We start from the raw sequence: 17,429 nt of genomic DNA, 5'->3' as shown, positions 1-17,429 counted from the left end.
TCTCGATCCCTTCCTTTGTGCCTGTTTCCATTCGATCACAACAAATCAAAGTCACCAATACAATCACAATTCCAGGAGCCCCGCCCGGACCGCCTCACGGACACTTCTTTCAGACCCGATTCCCGGCTTCCATCCAAGCCCATGAATCTTCTCAACAGATAGGAGCATCCTGGGGACATCGCCCACCCAGCCGCGATCCCCTCCTGTGAAGGCGAACTCGACATCGGAGAGCCCCATCTCGGATACAACAATCTCTCCTATCGAAACGACATCGATCCAATCTTCAGACCCGATATTATAGACATTATACATGTCCGGGCCATGCTCTGAGGCATAGATCATCCCGTCCACACAGGCAGTAACCGAGAGGTAGGATTTTGTCTGGGTCCCATCACCGAGAATCTCAAGTTGTGTTGGATCCCGCTGTAACTTCCTGATAAAATCAAAGATAACTCCATGGTTGCTCCTGGGACCGATGATGTTTGCAAACCGGAAGACAGATCCTTTCTTCTGGTACGTATGGCAGTACGATGCGATCATCGCCTCAGATGCCAGTTTGCTTGCACCATAAACCGATATCGGCACCATCGGCGAGTAGTCTTCAGGAGTCGGAATCACCGATGCCTCGCCATAGACCGTTGATGTGGAGGTGAAAACGATCTCAGGCACCCCATACTCCCTCATTGCCTCAAGGACACGGACTGTAGCTGTGACATTATTCTCATATACTGAGAACGGGTGTGCCGCACTCCCCCGCACATCGGGATCGGCGGCAAGATGGAAGATCCGGTCTGCTCCCTTGCATACACCCTGCCAATCGCCGGAAAGGAGATCTGCAACCACCAGTTCAACCTTTCCCGAATCGATATGGCCTTTAATATGCTCTGAACTACCTGCTGAAAGTGAATCAATGACGCAGACATGATCACCACGCTCAACCAGCGCATCAACAAGATGAGATCCGATAAATCCGGCACCACCGGTCACAATACTGAACATTATACACTAATAGGTTGGGTAGACAATTAAGTACCGGTATGTTCATCGGCATCGATCACGGGACTACAGCAATACGGTTTGCTACAGCTACTGCAGAGTTTAAAATAAGCCGCAGTGAGGCCAGAACCTTTGCAATTCATGACCTTGAACAACTCGGCCCGGTTGATGAGGTCGAGGGGATTGCCCTCTGCTACTCGATGGGGGATAATTTCACCGCAATTACTGACATTCATCGCCTCAACAACAGGGGTGTTGTGACACGGGAGGGCGCAGGAGAGCATGTAGGTGGAGGCACCCGCGTCTTTGATGAGATTGCGCGATCAGGGATACCGGCAGTTGCCATCCCCGGCATCCATCGCGGATCAGAGACCGATCCAAGGTTTAAAGTATACTCCCACCAGACGAGCCCCGAGAAGATCGGGATCGCCTATCTTGTCTCACAGGATCTAGGCAATACCTTCATTGTCTCCGACACAAGTTCAAATACTGTCACTCTCCTTGTGAAAAACGGTAGTATAATGGGGGCATTTGATGCCTGTATCTTTGCACCGGGAACCCGTCATGGCGCACTTGATGTCGATGCAATACGGCGGATCGACGAACATCAGCAGACCGCAAACGAAGCCTTCATGCAGGCAGGAGTCAGTACTAACCTGCCTGAAGATCTTTGGAAGAGAACTATCGCCATGTTTGCCGCAATGGAGATCGCATCCATGCTCCTTCTGGCAAAGGATGCGCAGATAGCACTTGCAGGATCCTGCGCCCCAAGAATAGCAAAAGAGGTGCGCAATCTCCTTGAACGTGATATTGCCATCTATGACGAGTGGGCTGCATCACGCGGCCTCTCCATGATCGCCCATGACATAAACGCGGGCAAAAGAGAGATTCTTGGAATAAATGTTGATATTTAATAATTCTGAGACCCTCAGGCGGTTTTCAACACCCCGTGCCTTAATTATATATGATTAATCGTGTAAGATTATATGGGGTTTTTCTTGAGAGAATTACGCATCCATGGAAGAGGGGGCCAGGGCTCTGTCACTGCGGCAGAACTTATTGCAGTTGCTGCATTTCAGGGCGGAGTCTATGCCCAGGCTTTTCCTGCTTTTGGTGTCGAACGGCGTGGCGCCCCGGTGCAGGCGTTTGTTCGGTTCAGTAACGAGAAGATACGGCTAAGAAGCCAGGTGTATGAACCAGATTACATCATAGTGCAGGACAGTACGCTCATTGCGGATATTAATGTCTTTGCCGGAATGAAAGCAGGAGGGATTGCCATCATTAATACAGAAAAGGCTGGCAAATATTCTGCTCCTGAAGGCGTTTCGATCATCACTATCGATGCAACAAAAATAGCACTTGAGGAGATCGGACTGCCCATTACAAATACCGCCCTGATGGGTGCTTTTGCAGCTGCAACCGGCGAGATTGAATTTTCAGCACTGGAAAACGCACTCAAGGAAAGATTCGAAGGCAAACTTGCCACTACGAACATCAAGGCCTCACAGAGGGCATACGAGATGATCAAAGGGGGCAGCGCATAATGCCGCTCAATATTGGATGCACAGCACGACCTGGCAAAGGCCGTGACAACAAAACCGGATCATGGCGCGTATTCTACCCAATTTTCCACCATGACAAATGCACAGGTTGTGGAATCTGCACGCTGATCTGTCCTGAGGGCTGTATCGAGGTGAAGGAAGAGAAGAAGTATATTCCCGATCTCGACTACTGCAAAGGTTGCGGCCTCTGTGCAGAAGAGTGCCCCGGTGAAGCAATCACGATGGAAAAGGAGGAGAAATAATGAAAGAGATACTTGAGGGATCACACGCAGTTGCCGAGGCAACAAGGCTATGTCGCCCGGAAGTGATCGCCGCATACCCGATCACTCCCCAGACTCATATCGTTGAGGCGCTCGCCCAGATGGTTGCTGACTGCCGTCTGCAGTCGGAATACATCTGTGTGGAGAGTGAATTCTCAGCACTCTCTGCCTGTCTTGGCGCATCAGCTGCGGGATCCCGCACCTACTCGGCAACCACCTCACAGGGACTGGCTCTGATGTTTGAGGTCTGCTTCAATGTGGCAGGGATGCGCCTTCCGATCGTGATGACGATTGCAAACCGCGCAATGAGCGCCCCGCTCTCGATCTGGAATGATCAACAGGATTCAATTGCACTCCGTGATTCAGGCTGGATCCAGCTCTATGCTGAAGATAACCAGGAGGCACTCGATCTCCATATTCTGGCATACAGGGTCTGTGAAGACCACGATATCCTCCTCCCGGCGTTTGTATGTTTTGATGGGTTCATCCTTACCCACACATATGAACCGGTGGATATGCCAACACAGGAAGAGGTCGATGCATATCTCCCGGCATTCAACCCATACCAGAGACTCGATGCAAAAGATCCGATATCATTTGGAATGTATGCAACACCGGATTACTACCTCGAATTCAGGTACGAGAACCAGCGGGCCATGCTCCGGGCAAAAGATGCCATCAGTAAATACGGGGCCCTCTTTGGAGAACAATTCGGAAGGGATTATTCAGGACTTATCGAAGGATACAAGCTCGAAGATGCAGAGATTGCGCTCATTGCGATGGGTTCAATCTGCGGAACCATCAAGGACGCAATCGACGAGATGCGGGCCGACGGTAAAAAAGTCGGACTCCTGAAGATCCGCTGCTACAGGCCATTCCCTGACGAGGAGATTGCAAGCGCTCTCTCCCACATCAAAACCGTAGCTGTGCTTGACAAGAATATCTCGCTTGGATCAAAAGGTGCAGTTGCACTCGAGGTAAAAGATGCACTCTATGGTTCATCAATCGATGTCTATGATTACATCCTCGGTCTCGGAGGACGGGACATCCGGAAGAAAGATATCAAAGCAATCGTGGATCTTGCTGAGAAGGGATCCGGGGATATGTTCTATGGACTGCGCGAGGAGTTGTTGTAAATGGTTGATAAAACATTAGAGCTGTTCGAGTGCGGACACCGTGCCTGCGGGGGATGTGGCGCATCAAGTGCAGTCAGGATGATCTTAAAAGGAGCAGGTGAAAACACCATCGTTGTATCCCCAACTGGCTGCCTTGAGGTCTTCTCAACACCTTACCCGGAAACCGCCTGGAAAGTTCCATGGATCCATTCCCTCTTTGAGAATGCAAGTGCCGTTGCCTCGGGCATTGAGGCTTCACTCAAAAGGCAGGGACGGAAGGAGAAGATCATTATCATCGGAGGGGATGGAGCAACAGTCGATATCGGGATGCTCTGCCTTTCCGGTGCCTTTGAGCGGAACCACGATATAACCTACATCTGTTACGACAATGAGGCGTACATGAACACCGGCATCCAGCGATCGGGTGCAACCCCGTTTGATGCCAGCACAACCACAAGCCCGGCGGGATCCTGTTCAATGGGAAACAAGCACCAGAAGAAGGATGTTCCCGCGATCCTTGCTGCACATGGCGCACCCTATGTTGCAACAGCAACCATGGCATATCCAACTGATCTGATGAAGAAAGTCGAGACCGCGGTTAATACCCCCGGCGCCTGCTATATCCAGGTGCATGCCCCCTGCTGTACCGGATGGGGATTTGATGGCAGCAAGACAATCGAAGTCGGTAAGCTGGCTGTTGAAACCGGCCTCTGGGTCAACTATGAGATGATGAATGGCATTGTCAAGAAAGCAAAAAAGGTGAAGCGAAAGCCGGTTGAAGAATACCTTTCTGTCCAGAAGCGGTTCCGCCACCTTTTCAAACCACAAAAGAATGATGCTGAGATCGCAAAAATCCAGGCAATCGCCGATGCAAATGCAGAAAAGTTTGGAATCGATCTCTAACAACTTTTTTTTATAAATGAGATCCCCGCGATATCGAAAAGGTTGAAGTGGAGCGGGAAAGATCCTACTCACGGGATGATACTCTCATCGAGTAGTAGCCAAAGAGCAGAATGATCATGAGTGTAAGCCAGATCGTCCCAAACGCAATAAGGATAACCATACGGTCTTCATCATAGAACCGAACCTCAGCATAACGGGTACCCTCCCATGTGATGATCGTCTGATTCTCCTTGTGGGAAACGCTCCCCCCCTGGCTTATGTAGCCGAGAAGAGGATTATCCACGTTAAAGACATCCGGAAGATACACCGTCACATTATACGGCTTTGTGAAGAGGCCAGAAAATGAATGTCCATCCAGATCCCCATCATATGAGATCATATAGTCTCCGGTTGGGAATGTGATCTCTGAATTTCGTTGCTCTTCATAGGATATTTCGCCTAAATCACCCGTGACCCGGATATCCCGGACTGTGATCGGAACTCCTTCCCCAAGGTAGCCAGGCTTCGTGAACTGAAAGCGATCTGAATCAGTCACCTCTATTACTGCAGAGTAGCCGGTTCCATTCTCATTTATCGAGAATGTGGCATTCTGGGCCAGAACCGGTGATACCAGAATCAAAGCTGCAAGGCAGAGAGCAAGGCAGGCAGGGTTGCGTCTATCTCGGTTGGGGGACTGCATTGTTTTATCACCGTCTCTGGATCTTTCAACAGGTGTCCGGTCACGACACAGACGATCCGCTCATCCGGATCAATTGCACCCATCTCCACCAGTTTCTTAATTCCCGCAACCGATGCGGCAGACGCAGGTTCGACCCCGATCCCCTCCATCTGTGCGAGGCTCCGCTGCATTGAGAGGATCTCCTCATCAGTCACGGATTCCGCAAGTCCGCCTGTCTGGCGGATTGCCCGAAGCGCTTTTTCCGCATTCACCGGGGCGCCTATCCGGATGGCTGTTGCAACCGTCTCCGGGTTTACATCCGGCACCACCTCTGGAAGATCACCCTTGATCGCCCTGACAACAGGGGCTGACCCCTCTGCCTGGATGCCGGTCATCATCGGGAGGGAGTCTATCCATCCTAGTGACTGCCACTCGGTAAGCCCTTTGTGCACTGCAGAGATATTGCCTGCATTTCCAACCGGAAGCACAAGCCTGTCAGGAACATCGCCAAGCTGATCGATCACCTCATATCCGATTGTCTTCTGCCCCTCAAGACGATAGGGATTAACGGAGTTTAACAGGTAAATACCATGCGAGATGCAGAGATCATGAACCATCTCAAGAGTGCGGTCAAAGTTACCGGCTACAGAGATCACCCGCGCGCCATGCATCAATGCCTGTGCAACCTTACCAAGGGCAACCTTACCCGCAGGTAGCAAAACAACTGCCGGAATCCCTGCACGCGCAGCATAGGCTGCCAGGCTCGCTGAGGTATTCCCGGTACTTGCACAGGCTACCATCTTCATATTGAGCTGAAGCGCCATGGAGACGCCAAGGGTCATGCCCCTGTCCTTAAATGATCCCGTCGGATTCATCCCTTCATGCTTGGCATAAAGGTTCGGAAGTCCAAGCGATTCTCCGATCCTCTTAAGGTGATAGAGGGGGGTGCCTCCTTCCTGCAGTGTCACCGGAGGGATTGTAACCGGCAATAGTTCCCGGTACCTCCAGACAGAGAGGGGACGGGCTAAGAGATCTGATCTTGATAGTGAAATCGCATCCAGATCATATTCTACCGCAAGGAGATGGCCGCATGCAGGGCAGGTATATATCACAGATTCGGGAGAGTATACCTTTTTGCAATGAATACAGACGAGACGATGCATGCCTACAGATTCGAGCCGAAAGATAATAAGGAGAAGGTATCATGATCCCCTGCCAGAGGATCAGGAAAGGTAAAGCGGACGTTGAAAGGAAACGACCTGCATCATAAGATACTGCCATAAGCAAGACATATGATGCCAGATCAAAAGGAAACACATCATCGAATATCCTGCCGTCGATCCTTTAAGATCGGAAAGAGACGGCGGGACTCATGGACGACTGCCGGATCGATCACTGCTGAGATGAGGGCTTCATCCTCACCAGCACGGCAAAGGATCTCCCCTCTCGGATCGACGATCATTGACCCGCCACAGTAATGATCCACAGGAGTTCTGCCGGTTGAACAGATCCCTGCAACATAAAACTGGTTCTCAATCGCCCTCGACTGAAGAAAGAGATTGAAATGTTTCAGTCTGCTGCAGGGCCATGCCGCGGGCACAATGATGCATTCTGCTCCAACATCTGCATACCGGCGGAAGAGTTCAGGAAAACGGAGATCATAACAGATGGCAAGCCCGATTGAAACACCGTGACAGGAGAAGACGACAGGAGCATCACCCTTGCTATACAGCCGGTCTTCTCCTGAAGGTGAGAAGAGATGGAGTTTTGAATATCTGGCATGTATCACTCCATCATGACCGATGAGGAGGGCAGTATTTAGTAATTTTTCACCATATTGTTCGCGATGCGAACCGACAATCCAGGCACCGTACTCCTCTGCAATGCGGCACCATTCCATGGCTATCGGACCCTCTCTTCCCTCCGCAGACAGAGAGGAGGCAGGATCCCACCCTGTTGGATATTGTTCAGGGAAAACAATAAGATCAGAGCCATAAGCAACCGCCTTTTTAACGGCATCTTCCGCACGTGCAAGGTTTGCAGCCGGTTTTTCAAAGACTGAGCCGAGCTGGGCGCAGCAGATATCCATCTTTTCCCCCCCAATCATTCATTCTGTGTGGCATATCCGGTAAGAATAACGACGATTGCAACCATCGCTATCAGCATGGCAATGACAAAAAGGAGGATCGGGGCAAAAGGTATCTGATATCCCAGTGTCATCAGGCCGACGATCACCGAACCAACAATCATGCAGATACCCATGAAAAGGAAGAAGAGATCAAAGCTATCAAATTTTACCATCTATATACCTCCAACAAGAATCGGGAACGCCTGCCGAAGCCCTGTGATAACAAACTGAACGGCAATTGCAATCAATATCATGCCCATCAACCGGCCAATGACACGGTACTCCCGCGGCCCGATATATTTTGTGATTAGATCAGCATTCTTCATCATATAATAATCCAACACAATGACGAATGCACAGAGGAGTAATATTGCTCCCATTGCTTCTATACCAATATCGACCGCCTCATTCATCAGGACGATAACCGTTGTGATCGTGCCTGGACCTGCTATCATTGGTATTGCAATAGGCATCATGGCAACATCATCCGCATCAATACTCTCGTACTTTTCGGTGGCAGTCATCTTGGTCCGTGATGTCTTTGCATAGACCATCTCCATACCAATTCCAAAGAGGAGAATTCCACCGGCTACACGAAATGCCTCAAGCGAGATTCCAAAGAGCTGCAGGATAGCCCCGCCTGCGACAGCAAAGACCAAAATGACAAGGAGTGCAACACGATTCGCTTCATATGCGACCCTGATTCGTGTTGGCCGATCCATCGAATCTGTCAGGCTCACATAAATAAGCGTAGCTGCCAGGGGATTGAGAACTATCACAATCGATGAGAACGAGAGGAGAACAAAGGTGATGAGATCGACCATTTATAGAACTGTGGATCGTTGTCCCTTAAGCTAATTCCGGATTAGCAAAATAAAAGAGTGAGGAGGTGATAGTAATTATTCGTAGATCATCGGCTCTGCAATCGCAGAATACCCGACCAGATCATCGTTTTTGAAATGGATTGCAATCTCGCGTGCTGCCGACTCGTTGGAATCAGATGCATGGATTACATTTCTCCCGATATCAATGGCGAAATCACCGCGGATAGTTCCAGGAAGCGCCTCTGCCGGGTTTGTTGCACCAACCAGCAAGCGGACTATTGGAACGACATTCTTCCCTTCCCATACCATCAGAAAGACAGGGCCACTGGTGATATAGGATTTCAGTCCGGGGAAGAAGGGTTTCTCCAGATGTTCCCGGTATTGCTCCTGAACGCGACCATCCGGGAGAGATTCAAACCGTGCTGCGACAAGTTTGAGACCTTTCTTCTCAAAGCGGGATATGATCTCTCCGATCAGACCGCGCTGGACGCCATCCGGTTTCACCATCACAAACGAGCGTTCCATTCCAGAATCACTCCTTGCCACGAGCCTTGCGACCAGCTGCAGTCCACTCGACACGGCGCGGGACCCTGCGGAGCTTATAGTTGCTCTGGCATTTCGATGAGCAGAAGTAAAAGACAGCCCCATCCTTACGGACAAAGAGTTTTCCGGTTCCAGGCTCGAGCTGTTCTCCACAGAAACTGCAGGTGTACTTCTCAACCATCAGCTTCACCGCCTCGATAGTTTCTTTGCTTCACGTTCCGTCTCAAGGAGCATCAGGATATCTCCCTCACGGATCGGCCCGAAGGTATTCCGGGTGATGATCCGCCCCTTGTTTGGGCCATCAAGTATCCGGCACTTCACCTGAGATGCTTCACCGTGCATCCCTGTCAGGCCGATCACTTCAATGACTTCTGCCGGCGTTCCATTATCAGCCATAGAAGACTCAGCCTCTCAGTGCTTCGACCTGTTTGACGAGCTCTTCAACGATATCCTTGCCTTTTCCGGACTTCACAATCGCAACAGCAGCAGATCCTACATCAAGACCGCAGGCTGCGCCAATCTCGGACTGTTTGTTAATGAAAATAAACGGAATCTGCTTCTCTGCGCAGAGAGGCGGAAGATGCATGACGATCTCTTCGGGCTCTACGTCACCGCCGATCAATACAAGCTGGGCAATACCGCGTTCAATAGCTTTTGTTGCTTCATTGGATCCTTTCTTAATCTTACCGGTGTCCCGTGCAAGTTCAAGAGCTTCAAGCGCGTTGTTCTGAAGCTCTTCGGGGACTTCAAACTGTTGGTACATCTTTGACATAGCTCACCTCATTCAGGAGAAGTTGACTCCTCCTTCATCACTCATCAGCGGTCCAAAAACCGATGCTGGCGTAACCATATTATTACACAGAGAAGGGGGATAAAGGTTCGTCTGCAAGACAGATCAGATCACCCGGTATACCGCAGTGCCAGCCTCATCAAATACGAGGTTGAGTCCTTTTTTTGGAGTTTGTACCCGATATTGTGCTTCTTCAAAGGATCCAACAACAAGATGGGTGATCCCATATTCCTTGAGAAGCGCTGTGCTCTTCTCAGGATCCTCATATATAGTCTGCGTATCGGCAATCCGCCTACTATACCACCCATCCTCATTTGATCGCCAGACCATCTCATGCCCCGGCCACCCAAGGATCGTCGGAATGCCTGTGAACGATGATATACGGCTGGAATACGTGTAATCCTTACCAATAGCCTCAACAATCCTGGGATTACCTTCCAGTGACCGAAGGTACCGTATAGCGGCAGCATCACCAGGGTGATGTTCGGAGAGCCATGCCGCGCCATCAAGCGTCACGCTCCCGTATCCATATGTGAGGGGTGCATAGGGAGGGATCATGATAATGCAGATAGCTATCCCGAATACACCGGCACACTTCACCCACGTTGGGATGGATACTGGTGACTTGAAAGAAGAGAGCCATCTCCCTACGATGATGGCTGTGGAGATACTCATCATCACCCAGGCACTCATGTAAAATTTAAAGACGGTATTCATCCGATAATGCGCATCACCCATACCATCCTTTAGGTAGATGATCTCACAGAAGGTGATGACCATAAGGCCCATAATAGCAAGGACGTCTTCACCCCTCCAATCTCTTTTCAGGGCAATCAACAAGAGGGCAAAAACGGCAATCCCTGCAGCACCGTATCCCGCGACAAATCCCACTGCAGGTATAACAAGAAGCCAGGGGAAACGGGTTAACACGCGCCATCCATAGAGAAGAAAAACTGTGAGGAAAAAACCATGAACGAGGAGGAAAGAGCCAATAGCACTCCCTTCAGGAACTAGCCCCATTCCGAGGATACCTGAACCCTCAATAGAGAGGAGGAATGGCACATAGGCAAGGAGAGAAAGCGGTGGCACCAGCAGGAGCGGGAGCCATGAGCGAAGATTGCGCTCTGCATACCTGATACCGGTGAGAAGCGCTATACCACAAAAGAAGGGGGCATAGATGAGTACATCCCAGGAGTTTAATCCCGGCATCGTGCCAAGGGAGAGAGCAAGAAGAACCGAGAGTATCAGGCGTGATCGATCATTCAGCCCACCATATCTGAGGTACATCACCATGCATAAGGTAACAAAAAGAATCTGGTTGAAGATTCCGAGTATATGTGCATGGGGATCCCCCCAGAAGATGGAAAAGATCGGATATTCATTGATCGTCCCGGCTATGACCCTGGTACTCTCCCAGGGTATCGAAGGAAGCGGAGTACCGGAGATCAGATGCCAGAGGCATGCAGGGTTTGGGATGAACAGTAGTATGGCAGGAAGCCACCGGTACCGCGGCAGAAGGAGATATCCGCATGCGGCCGCAGATACAACAGCCATCCCTGCAATTGTGGGGAGCATCAGATTAAAGACAACAGACGATTCTCCCCCGACAATAATTCCCAGAACTCCGGAGAACCAGTGGCCAAGATAGTAGTAGATGGAGAGATCGCCCCCCGCAAACCAGGGATCAAGAGGGGGAACAACCGGATTTCTCATCACCGAGGCAAGGAAGGCATGATCCATGAATTTCTCGGCAAACGAAATAGCAGGATTGAAAAGACGTATCCAGAGAACATAAAGAAAACCAACGAGAAATGCCCCATCCCATCTCAGATTGCTCTTCAGATCTAAACTGGTGTATTCCCGTTTCACAGCCATGAGGGCAAAGAGGGCAGCAGATATTACGGCTGCAATAACAACAGGGAGATGGAAGTACCCTGCATACCATGAAACAACTGATAAGCAGAGGAGTGAGAGGGGGTATGCAAGCGGGTATGCAAGATCCCCAAGTGCCTGCCTGAGAGTTGGGTAGAGAGAGAGCTGGAGGAGCTTAAGAAGCCCCAGCCAGAGAAGGACTGTGGCAACCTGGTCTTCAATTCCGATCATATATTTCCTTTTTTATATCCCCGGAAAACGCCCTTTTCAGGAGAGAAACTGTCCAGTCTCCAAAGTAATAGATCGAGACAGCGCCCCCGACCAGGGTTACCAGATTTTTAATGAGATGATCGATGATTGCAATAAGAACGGCAGTGCCTGCTGAAACACCGGCAAGCTCAAAGGTCAATGCAAGAGCCAGTTCATATGTTCCGATCCCACCGGGTGTGATCGGCACTGCCTTAACGAGATTACCAATAACAATAGCAAGTACTACCACCATAAATGAAACAGGCTCTCCGAACATCATGGCAACCATCATACAAACGATGCAGTCGATTATCCAGATGATGACTGAGCTGAGTATAAGATAGATAAGAGCTCGCGGAGTCTGTGAGACGCACCGTATCTGGGAGAGGATCTCAATTACCTTTGCAAGAATCTGGTTATCTGAAGAAAATCTCCCGGAATAAATGAGTATAATAAAGAAGATGAACCCAAGAAGGAGAACAAAACCAATCAGCATTGAAAACCAGGGTTCCTGACCAACGACAAACGGCAGGGCGATAGCACCGATGAGTGCAATAGTAAGGATATCAAAAACCCTCTCGGTGATAACTGAAGAGAATCCGAGGGTATAGGTCGTCTTCTTCTCGTGCTTGAGAATGAGGAGCCTGATCAGATCCCCAAGCCGTGCCGGGATGATCAGATTTGCTGTCTGCGATACAAATATGCAGGCGGTTGAAAATACGAAACCAACAACCACAGAAAGCCGGTTAAGTATGTAGCGATACCTGGCACCTCTCAGACACCATGCCAGCAGGCATATTAAAAGCGCCACAAGAAGATACCGGGGATCTGCTTCCTTTGCCGTTATCAGGAGTTCCTCCCAGACTCTTGAGAGGAGGAAGGCAATGATTGCCCCTGCGATAATTGTTGAAACGATGATGGTGCTAATCTTTTTCAGCATGAAGGCGCCACCTGAGCCTGAGGATCTCAGATCCCATGCCCGTTACATCGGATAATTTAACTGTTGTTCCCTCACCCTGCCGCCATCTGATCGGGAACTCACAGACACGGAACCCACGACGTTGGGCACGGACAAGCAGTTCGGTATCCCAGAACCAGTGAGGAGCCTGGACATTGGGGAGAAGGGTTTTAAGACAGGTATACGAAAAGGCCTTGAACCCGCACTGGTGATCAAAGAGGCGGCTTCCAAGGATACAACGTACAAGTGCATTATACCCTCTGCTCGCAATCTCCCTCCCACTATCGCGATCGATTTTGGATGCGGGCATGAGGCGTGACCCGGTTGCTATATCGCAGCCTGATCGGATTGCATCTATCAGTTCCCTGAGATGTATCATGTCAGTTGCCAGATCAACGTCATAATAACAGAATATCTCACCCTGTGAAGCCCGAAAGGCACGAGAGAGGGCACAGCCCCTCCCGAGCCTCTCATCCGAATGGAGCAGACGGACACGGGGATCACGCCCCTCCCATTCAGCAACCAGTTCTGCGCTGCCATCATCAGACCCATCCTCAGCTACCAGTAGTTCGAAAGAACTGGTGATCTCTTCCAGCCTCCGAAGTGACTCGGGGATGGCAATCGTCAGCGCCATGCGATCATTATACACCGGTATGACAGCAGTCAATTCACAGCTCATATGTATGACCACTCCATAACACGCCTTGCAATATCCTCACCTGCTTTGATCGATCCTTCCATGCTCCTCTCAGGATAATTTTCAATGGAGAACATCCCGGCAATAAAGAGACCTGGAACGGGATTTGGCTCTGGCATCATGGTTTTATACCCGGTTACATACACCGGCCCTGCATTGGGTTCGATCCTGAGATGGTGCCAGAGGATCTGCTCCCGCTGAAGACCAAATCTGGTGCAGAAATCTGAAAGAAAGACATTTTCGCAGTTTTCAGGGGGAGAGTCTGAAAAATATGATGCAATGTAGACAATATGCTCTCCATACCGATCAGAGGGAACCAGGTTTGTATGGGTAATCACAGCCCCATACGGAGCAGGATCTCCCATATTCACCCAATAGATGCCATTGGTAGGATCTATCGGGGTGCCGAGGGTAAGACAGGCGGCACCCTGATAGGGAAGAGGCTTAAGCGGGACAGAGCATATTCGTGCAGTTTCCTGCGGGGATAGAGTGGATATGATACAATCATACCGGGTGCCATCTACCACCCATCCACCATCGTCAGGATATGCAGATACCACCGGATGTCCCATCTCTATCCTGCACCCGGTTGCTGTAAGTTTAGAAAGAAGGGCATTAATAAGCCGGATATATCCACCCTTCAGGTATCCGAGCCGCTCACCCCCGGGCCCACGATCGGAACGGATTGAAATCCGGCTCACGAGCCAGGCTGCTGAAACCTCATCTTTCCGCTCACCAAACTTTGAGGAGAGGAGAGGTTCAAAAAACGAAGAGTAGATGCGATCTCCCAGTCGTTCGATACAGTAGTCTTTTGCAGTTACTGAATCAAGTACCTCAGGATCAGCTGATCTCGATCCTAGCACAAAGAGGCCAAGCCGGATCTTCTCAAACAATGTGAGTAAGGGGTACCGGAGGATCTGGAGAGGGGTTGTCAATGGATAAATCCTCTGGTTCACCAGGTACCCGGTACTGCCTTTGAGCCACTCAAGATCAGAGAGAAGATCACACTCCTCAAGGAGAGAGAACAGGCGATCATCTCCTGAGAAACAATGATGATAGAGCGATTCTATTGCGTAAGCTGGTAGATTATAGGAGGAAAGACACCCTCCGGCAACTTCACCCCTCTCAAGAATGGTCACCTCATGGCTCTCTGAGAGGCGAAGTGCTGCTGTAAGTCCGGCCAGTCCTCCACCGATTACGCAAATATGCATGCATCTTATGTGATATCGGGGAGCATAAGAAAGTTTTTGAATCATTCTATCATATAAACTAAGAAGTCATATATACTGGAGATACTAAAGGTAAAACCATTAGTGTGGATGGTGTCATCTAAATGCGGGTATTTTTCATTGGATTTGGACAGGCCGGGGGGAAAATCGTAGATATGTTTCTTGCCCAGGACCGGAAGCTTCAGCAGGGAAGTTTCCGTGGAATTGCTGTAAATACGGCAAGAACCGACCTTATGGGCCTGAAACATATTGATATGAAGGACAGGCTCCTCATCGGCCAGACAGTTGTGAAAGGGCACGGTGTCGGTACAGATAATGTTACCGGTGCAAAGATTGCTGCAGATGAAATAGACACCATCATTAATGCTATTGATACACGAGGAACGCATGATATCGATGCATTCGTCGTCGTTGCAGGTCTTGGCGGGGGCACTGGCTCAGGAGGGACCCCGGTCCTCTGCCGGCATTTAAAGCGTATCTATCGTGAACCCGTCTATGCACTAGGTATGATTCCAGCACCTGAAGAAGGGAGGCTTTATTCCTATAACGCTGCCCGCAGCCTTGCCACACTTGTGAATGAAGCCGATAACACCTTCATCTTTGATAACAGTGCATGGAAGAATGAAGGAGAGAGCGTAAAAAGCGCTTACGAACGGCTCAATGAAGAGCTGGTCAGGAGATTTGGTGTCCTCTTCAGGGCCGGGGAGGTAGGAAAGCTTGGAGTCGGTGAGATGGTTGTTGACTCGTCAGAGATCATCAACACACTCAGGGGAGGCGGCATATCCACAATCGGATATGCAATCTCTGATGTTATTACGAAGAGCAAGCAAAAGAAAAGCTTTTTTTCCGGATTTGCCAAGAAAGATAAAGCCGAGAGTGCCCTCACCGGTGAAGATAAATCCGCCAAAATCATCGGTCTCGTCAGGAGAGCAATGCTCGGCCGCCTGACGCTGCCATGTGATTACACGACAGCCGAGCGGGCACTGGTGCTTGTTGCCGGACCGCCTGATGAGATGGATAGAAAAGGAGTCGAAAAGTCCAAATCCTGGGTTGAAGAGAACATTGCAGGGGTTGAAGTCCGTGGAGGGGATTATCCGCTTGAATCGAACTTCATCGCTGCTGTCGTTGTCCTGGCGACAATCGGAAATGCACCCCGTATCACTGAGCTCCTTGAAGTAGCAAAAGAGACAAAACAGGATGTTATACGATCCAAGGACAGGCAATCAACGATGTTTGAAGATGCGATTGATCCGCTCTTTGAATAAGAGGCGAAAGATATGAAGATTCGAATACTACTTACTATACTCATCGTCTGTTGCGCACTGTGTGCTGCCTCTGCAACCGCAATTACCGTGCAGCCAGCAACAGGCTTACAATCAGGAGATCTGACACCTGGAACGCGAGTGAACATTGAAACAACAATTACAGACTTTATTTCTGCATCCGGAACCACATTTCCAGGAACAGACACACTCCAATTCTATACTGATCTTGATTCGCCCAAGTGGAATATCGCCATTGTTTTAAATAGTGTCGAGAATCCTCGTCCCATTGAGGGTGGAAAAACCATAAGAATATCTGGTTTTGAACTTGAATATCCCTCATCCACTGAATTGAAAGTCCGTGTAAGCCTTGAAGGAGTCGTACCCGATGTCACTGCCACCACAGACAGGACAATCCTCCGTATTCGACAGCTTGATTCAAGCGATGATGTTCGGTCCGGGGGAGAATACATCGTTACCCGGAAAGTGATCAACCCCGCTGAAGTACAGACAGCAATTATCTCCGCGAAAGGAGATCTACAAACATTTAAAAGCGAAATTGATGCCGCAAAAGCAGAGGGAGTAAACACTGCAGAGGCTGAAACAAAATATAATAGTGGCCTGACAGCACTCCAGAGTGCAGAAGCAGCTGGCACCAATGCAGCCCTAGCCCAGTCAAATTTGAACCAGGCCAAAACGGCTGTTTCCGAGGGACGAACAATCCTTGAGAAAGCCAGTGTCCAACATAAAATTACCAGTGCAGAAAACGTCCTTTCCGAAATAGATGCTATCATTACAGATTTAACAGTTAATCTGAGTCGGGGATCAGACTCGCGGGTTATATTGATCTCCTCAAAGCGGCAGAGCGTAAAGAACCAGATTGACACCGCAAAAGGCAACTATGATACAAATAACCTGCCGCTGGCAGAAAGGCAGGCTAGCGATGCACTGAATGAGGGCACCACTGTGCTTTCCGAGGCGCGTATACTTCAGGAAGAAATCTCAACACTCCCCGAATTCATTGATCCGGCCAAACCATATCTATGGGTTGTGATTGGCGCCATCGTGATACTGATACTTGGTTTTGTAGTGATTAAAAAGAGACGAGCCTGGGATGAACTGGGATAGTTCCCTTTTTATATGAAAATGCTTGGGAACACCCACCATTTTCATCTTGTATGCTTGTTGCCTCAGTGGGCATCATGAGCGTTTTTTCGATATTTCTATTAATTACCAACTCTGAAATACAATATTCTTTGTAACTGGTCAGCTATACCTGTAAGCCACAGTGGGCATGAAGGGTTCTCTCCTGAATGCTCCTTTGATGGCGGCAAGTACTGACCCCTCATTCTTCTTCACAGTTGAGATATACCCTCTTACCCG

21 protein-coding genes are annotated in these 17,429 nt (G+C 49.7%); 7 read left to right on the top strand and 14 right to left on the bottom strand.

Annotated elements, in window-relative coordinates:
* Window positions 1-63: 63 nt before the first annotated feature.
* The gene (locus FTO68_RS10345; RefSeq protein WP_255333332.1) at window positions 64-999 is read right to left on the bottom strand and encodes an NAD-dependent epimerase/dehydratase family protein; all 936 of its coding nucleotides are present in this window, start codon (window positions 997-999) and stop codon (window positions 64-66) included.
* A gap of 38 nt (window positions 1,000-1,037) precedes the next feature.
* Between FTO68_RS10345 and FTO68_RS10340 the strand changes: the two genes are divergently transcribed.
* The 5 genes from FTO68_RS10340 to FTO68_RS10320 all read left to right on the top strand — a co-directional run bounded on the left by FTO68_RS10340 (window position 1,038) and on the right by FTO68_RS10320 (window position 4,836).
* A complete protein-coding gene (locus tag FTO68_RS10340; protein WP_255333331.1) occupies window positions 1,038-1,910 on the top strand; it encodes a methanogenesis marker 12 protein in 873 nt (290 codons plus the stop codon).
* An 84-nt stretch (window positions 1,911-1,994) separates the two neighbouring features.
* Window positions 1,995-2,540: a pyruvate ferredoxin oxidoreductase subunit gamma gene (locus FTO68_RS10335; protein WP_255333330.1), complete on the top strand. Its 546-nt coding sequence runs from the start codon at window positions 1,995-1,997 to the stop codon at window positions 2,538-2,540.
* Window positions 2,540-2,800 (top strand): 4Fe-4S binding protein, encoded by a 261-nt coding sequence (locus tag FTO68_RS10330; RefSeq protein ID WP_255333329.1) that lies wholly within the window; start codon window positions 2,540-2,542, stop codon window positions 2,798-2,800. Before FTO68_RS10335 ends, FTO68_RS10330 begins: the two co-directional genes overlap by 1 nt.
* Complete coding sequence (gene porA / locus FTO68_RS10325; protein ID WP_255333328.1) at window positions 2,800-3,954, top strand: pyruvate synthase subunit PorA; 1,155 nt, start codon at window positions 2,800-2,802, stop codon at window positions 3,952-3,954. Before FTO68_RS10330 ends, porA begins: the two co-directional genes overlap by 1 nt.
* Window positions 3,955-4,836, top strand: coding sequence for a thiamine pyrophosphate-dependent enzyme (locus FTO68_RS10320; RefSeq protein ID WP_255333327.1), 882 nt, complete (start codon window positions 3,955-3,957; stop codon window positions 4,834-4,836). It abuts the gene before it with no gap.
* Between the two features lie 64 nt (window positions 4,837-4,900).
* Here FTO68_RS10320 and FTO68_RS10315 read toward each other — a convergent pair whose 3' ends face one another.
* The 13 genes from FTO68_RS10315 to FTO68_RS10255 all read right to left on the bottom strand — a co-directional run bounded on the left by FTO68_RS10315 (window position 4,901) and on the right by FTO68_RS10255 (window position 14,766).
* Window positions 4,901-5,515, bottom strand: a complete 615-nt coding sequence (locus FTO68_RS10315; RefSeq protein ID WP_255333326.1) for a DUF5803 family protein — start codon at window positions 5,513-5,515, stop codon at window positions 4,901-4,903.
* Window positions 5,452-6,657, bottom strand: coding sequence for a threonine synthase (gene thrC / locus FTO68_RS10310; protein ID WP_255333325.1), 1,206 nt, complete (start codon window positions 6,655-6,657; stop codon window positions 5,452-5,454). Before thrC ends, FTO68_RS10315 begins: the two co-directional genes overlap by 64 nt.
* Window positions 6,658-6,812: 155 nt before the next feature.
* Complete coding sequence (locus tag FTO68_RS10305) at window positions 6,813-7,583, bottom strand: carbon-nitrogen family hydrolase (RefSeq protein ID WP_255333324.1); 771 nt, start codon at window positions 7,581-7,583, stop codon at window positions 6,813-6,815.
* 14 nt (window positions 7,584-7,597) lie between these two features.
* Window positions 7,598-7,795, bottom strand: a complete 198-nt coding sequence (locus FTO68_RS10300; RefSeq protein ID WP_255333323.1) for a hypothetical protein — start codon at window positions 7,793-7,795, stop codon at window positions 7,598-7,600.
* Window positions 7,796-8,446 carry a MarC family protein gene (locus FTO68_RS10295; RefSeq protein WP_255333322.1) on the bottom strand — a complete coding sequence of 217 codons (651 nt, stop codon included), beginning with the start codon at window positions 8,444-8,446 and terminating at the stop codon, window positions 7,796-7,798.
* A gap of 75 nt (window positions 8,447-8,521) precedes the next feature.
* Window positions 8,522-8,971, bottom strand: coding sequence for a nucleoside-diphosphate kinase (gene ndk, locus FTO68_RS10290; protein WP_255333321.1), 450 nt, complete (start codon window positions 8,969-8,971; stop codon window positions 8,522-8,524).
* 7 nt (window positions 8,972-8,978) lie between these two features.
* Window positions 8,979-9,170, bottom strand: a complete 192-nt coding sequence (locus FTO68_RS10285) for a 50S ribosomal protein L24e (RefSeq protein ID WP_255333320.1) — start codon at window positions 9,168-9,170, stop codon at window positions 8,979-8,981.
* A gap of 5 nt (window positions 9,171-9,175) precedes the next feature.
* On the bottom strand, window positions 9,176-9,385 hold the full coding sequence (locus FTO68_RS10280) for a 30S ribosomal protein S28e (protein WP_211530851.1): 210 nt from the start codon (window positions 9,383-9,385) through the stop codon (window positions 9,176-9,178).
* A 7-nt stretch (window positions 9,386-9,392) separates the two neighbouring features.
* Window positions 9,393-9,761, bottom strand: coding sequence for a 50S ribosomal protein L7Ae (rpl7ae, locus tag FTO68_RS10275; RefSeq protein ID WP_255333319.1), 369 nt, complete (start codon window positions 9,759-9,761; stop codon window positions 9,393-9,395).
* A 123-nt stretch (window positions 9,762-9,884) separates the two neighbouring features.
* On the bottom strand, window positions 9,885-11,882 hold the full coding sequence (locus tag FTO68_RS10270) for a DUF2298 domain-containing protein (RefSeq protein WP_255333318.1): 1,998 nt from the start codon (window positions 11,880-11,882) through the stop codon (window positions 9,885-9,887).
* Complete coding sequence (locus FTO68_RS10265) at window positions 11,869-12,840, bottom strand: lysylphosphatidylglycerol synthase transmembrane domain-containing protein (RefSeq protein WP_255333317.1); 972 nt, start codon at window positions 12,838-12,840, stop codon at window positions 11,869-11,871. The genes FTO68_RS10270 and FTO68_RS10265 overlap by 14 nt, the downstream gene beginning before the upstream one ends.
* Window positions 12,824-13,537: a glycosyltransferase gene (locus FTO68_RS10260; protein WP_255333316.1), complete on the bottom strand. Its 714-nt coding sequence runs from the start codon at window positions 13,535-13,537 to the stop codon at window positions 12,824-12,826. The genes FTO68_RS10265 and FTO68_RS10260 overlap by 17 nt, the downstream gene beginning before the upstream one ends.
* A complete protein-coding gene (locus tag FTO68_RS10255; protein WP_255333315.1) occupies window positions 13,534-14,766 on the bottom strand; it encodes an NAD(P)/FAD-dependent oxidoreductase in 1,233 nt (410 codons plus the stop codon). The genes FTO68_RS10260 and FTO68_RS10255 overlap by 4 nt, the downstream gene beginning before the upstream one ends.
* Window positions 14,767-14,888: 122 nt before the next feature.
* Here FTO68_RS10255 and FTO68_RS10250 point away from each other — a divergent pair, with 122 nt between their 5' ends.
* Both FTO68_RS10250 and FTO68_RS10245 read left to right on the top strand, forming a co-directional pair.
* Window positions 14,889-16,049, top strand: a complete 1,161-nt coding sequence (locus FTO68_RS10250) for a tubulin/FtsZ family protein (RefSeq protein ID WP_255333314.1) — start codon at window positions 14,889-14,891, stop codon at window positions 16,047-16,049.
* 12 nt (window positions 16,050-16,061) lie between these two features.
* Window positions 16,062-17,174, top strand: a complete 1,113-nt coding sequence (locus FTO68_RS10245) for a hypothetical protein (RefSeq protein WP_255333313.1) — start codon at window positions 16,062-16,064, stop codon at window positions 17,172-17,174.
* Window positions 17,175-17,429 lie beyond the last annotated feature (255 nt).

Source organism: Methanocalculus taiwanensis, assembly GCF_024372745.1.
Taxonomy (GTDB): Archaea; Halobacteriota; Methanomicrobia; order Methanomicrobiales; family Methanocorpusculaceae; genus Methanocalculus; species Methanocalculus taiwanensis.
This window is presented reverse-complemented; position numbering and strand designations above follow the sequence as displayed.

Bases quoted from the DNA above. Each gene is read 5' to 3' on its own strand.
- FTO68_RS10345 (WP_255333332.1), bottom strand. From the start codon at position 999: ATGTTCAGTATTGTGACCGGTGGTGCCGGATTTATCGGATCTCATCTT.
- FTO68_RS10340 (WP_255333331.1), top strand. From the start codon at position 1,038: ATGTTCATCGGCATCGATCACGGGACTACAGCAATACGGTTTGCTACA.
- FTO68_RS10330 (WP_255333329.1), top strand. From the start codon at position 2,540: ATGCCGCTCAATATTGGATGCACAGCACGACCTGGCAAAGGCCGTGAC.
- porA (WP_255333328.1), top strand. From the start codon at position 2,800: ATGAAAGAGATACTTGAGGGATCACACGCAGTTGCCGAGGCAACAAGG.
- FTO68_RS10320 (WP_255333327.1), top strand. From the start codon at position 3,955: ATGGTTGATAAAACATTAGAGCTGTTCGAGTGCGGACACCGTGCCTGC.
- FTO68_RS10315 (WP_255333326.1), bottom strand. From the start codon at position 5,515: ATGCAGTCCCCCAACCGAGATAGACGCAACCCTGCCTGCCTTGCTCTC.
- thrC (WP_255333325.1), bottom strand. From the start codon at position 6,657: ATGCATCGTCTCGTCTGTATTCATTGCAAAAAGGTATACTCTCCCGAA.
- FTO68_RS10305 (WP_255333324.1), bottom strand. From the start codon at position 7,583: ATGGATATCTGCTGCGCCCAGCTCGGCTCAGTCTTTGAAAAACCGGCT.
- FTO68_RS10300 (WP_255333323.1), bottom strand. From the start codon at position 7,795: ATGGTAAAATTTGATAGCTTTGATCTCTTCTTCCTTTTCATGGGTATC.
- FTO68_RS10295 (WP_255333322.1), bottom strand. From the start codon at position 8,446: ATGGTCGATCTCATCACCTTTGTTCTCCTCTCGTTCTCATCGATTGTG.
- ndk (WP_255333321.1), bottom strand. From the start codon at position 8,971: ATGGAACGCTCGTTTGTGATGGTGAAACCGGATGGCGTCCAGCGCGGT.
- FTO68_RS10285 (WP_255333320.1), bottom strand. From the start codon at position 9,170: ATGGTTGAGAAGTACACCTGCAGTTTCTGTGGAGAACAGCTCGAGCCT.
- FTO68_RS10280 (WP_211530851.1), bottom strand. From the start codon at position 9,385: ATGGCTGATAATGGAACGCCGGCAGAAGTCATTGAAGTGATCGGCCTG.
- rpl7ae (WP_255333319.1), bottom strand. From the start codon at position 9,761: ATGTCAAAGATGTACCAACAGTTTGAAGTCCCCGAAGAGCTTCAGAAC.
- FTO68_RS10270 (WP_255333318.1), bottom strand. From the start codon at position 11,882: ATGATCGGAATTGAAGACCAGGTTGCCACAGTCCTTCTCTGGCTGGGG.
- FTO68_RS10265 (WP_255333317.1), bottom strand. From the start codon at position 12,840: ATGCTGAAAAAGATTAGCACCATCATCGTTTCAACAATTATCGCAGGG.
- FTO68_RS10260 (WP_255333316.1), bottom strand. From the start codon at position 13,537: ATGAGCTGTGAATTGACTGCTGTCATACCGGTGTATAATGATCGCATG.
- FTO68_RS10255 (WP_255333315.1), bottom strand. From the start codon at position 14,766: ATGCATATTTGCGTAATCGGTGGAGGACTGGCCGGACTTACAGCAGCA.
- FTO68_RS10250 (WP_255333314.1), top strand. From the start codon at position 14,889: ATGCGGGTATTTTTCATTGGATTTGGACAGGCCGGGGGGAAAATCGTA.
- FTO68_RS10245 (WP_255333313.1), top strand. From the start codon at position 16,062: ATGAAGATTCGAATACTACTTACTATACTCATCGTCTGTTGCGCACTG.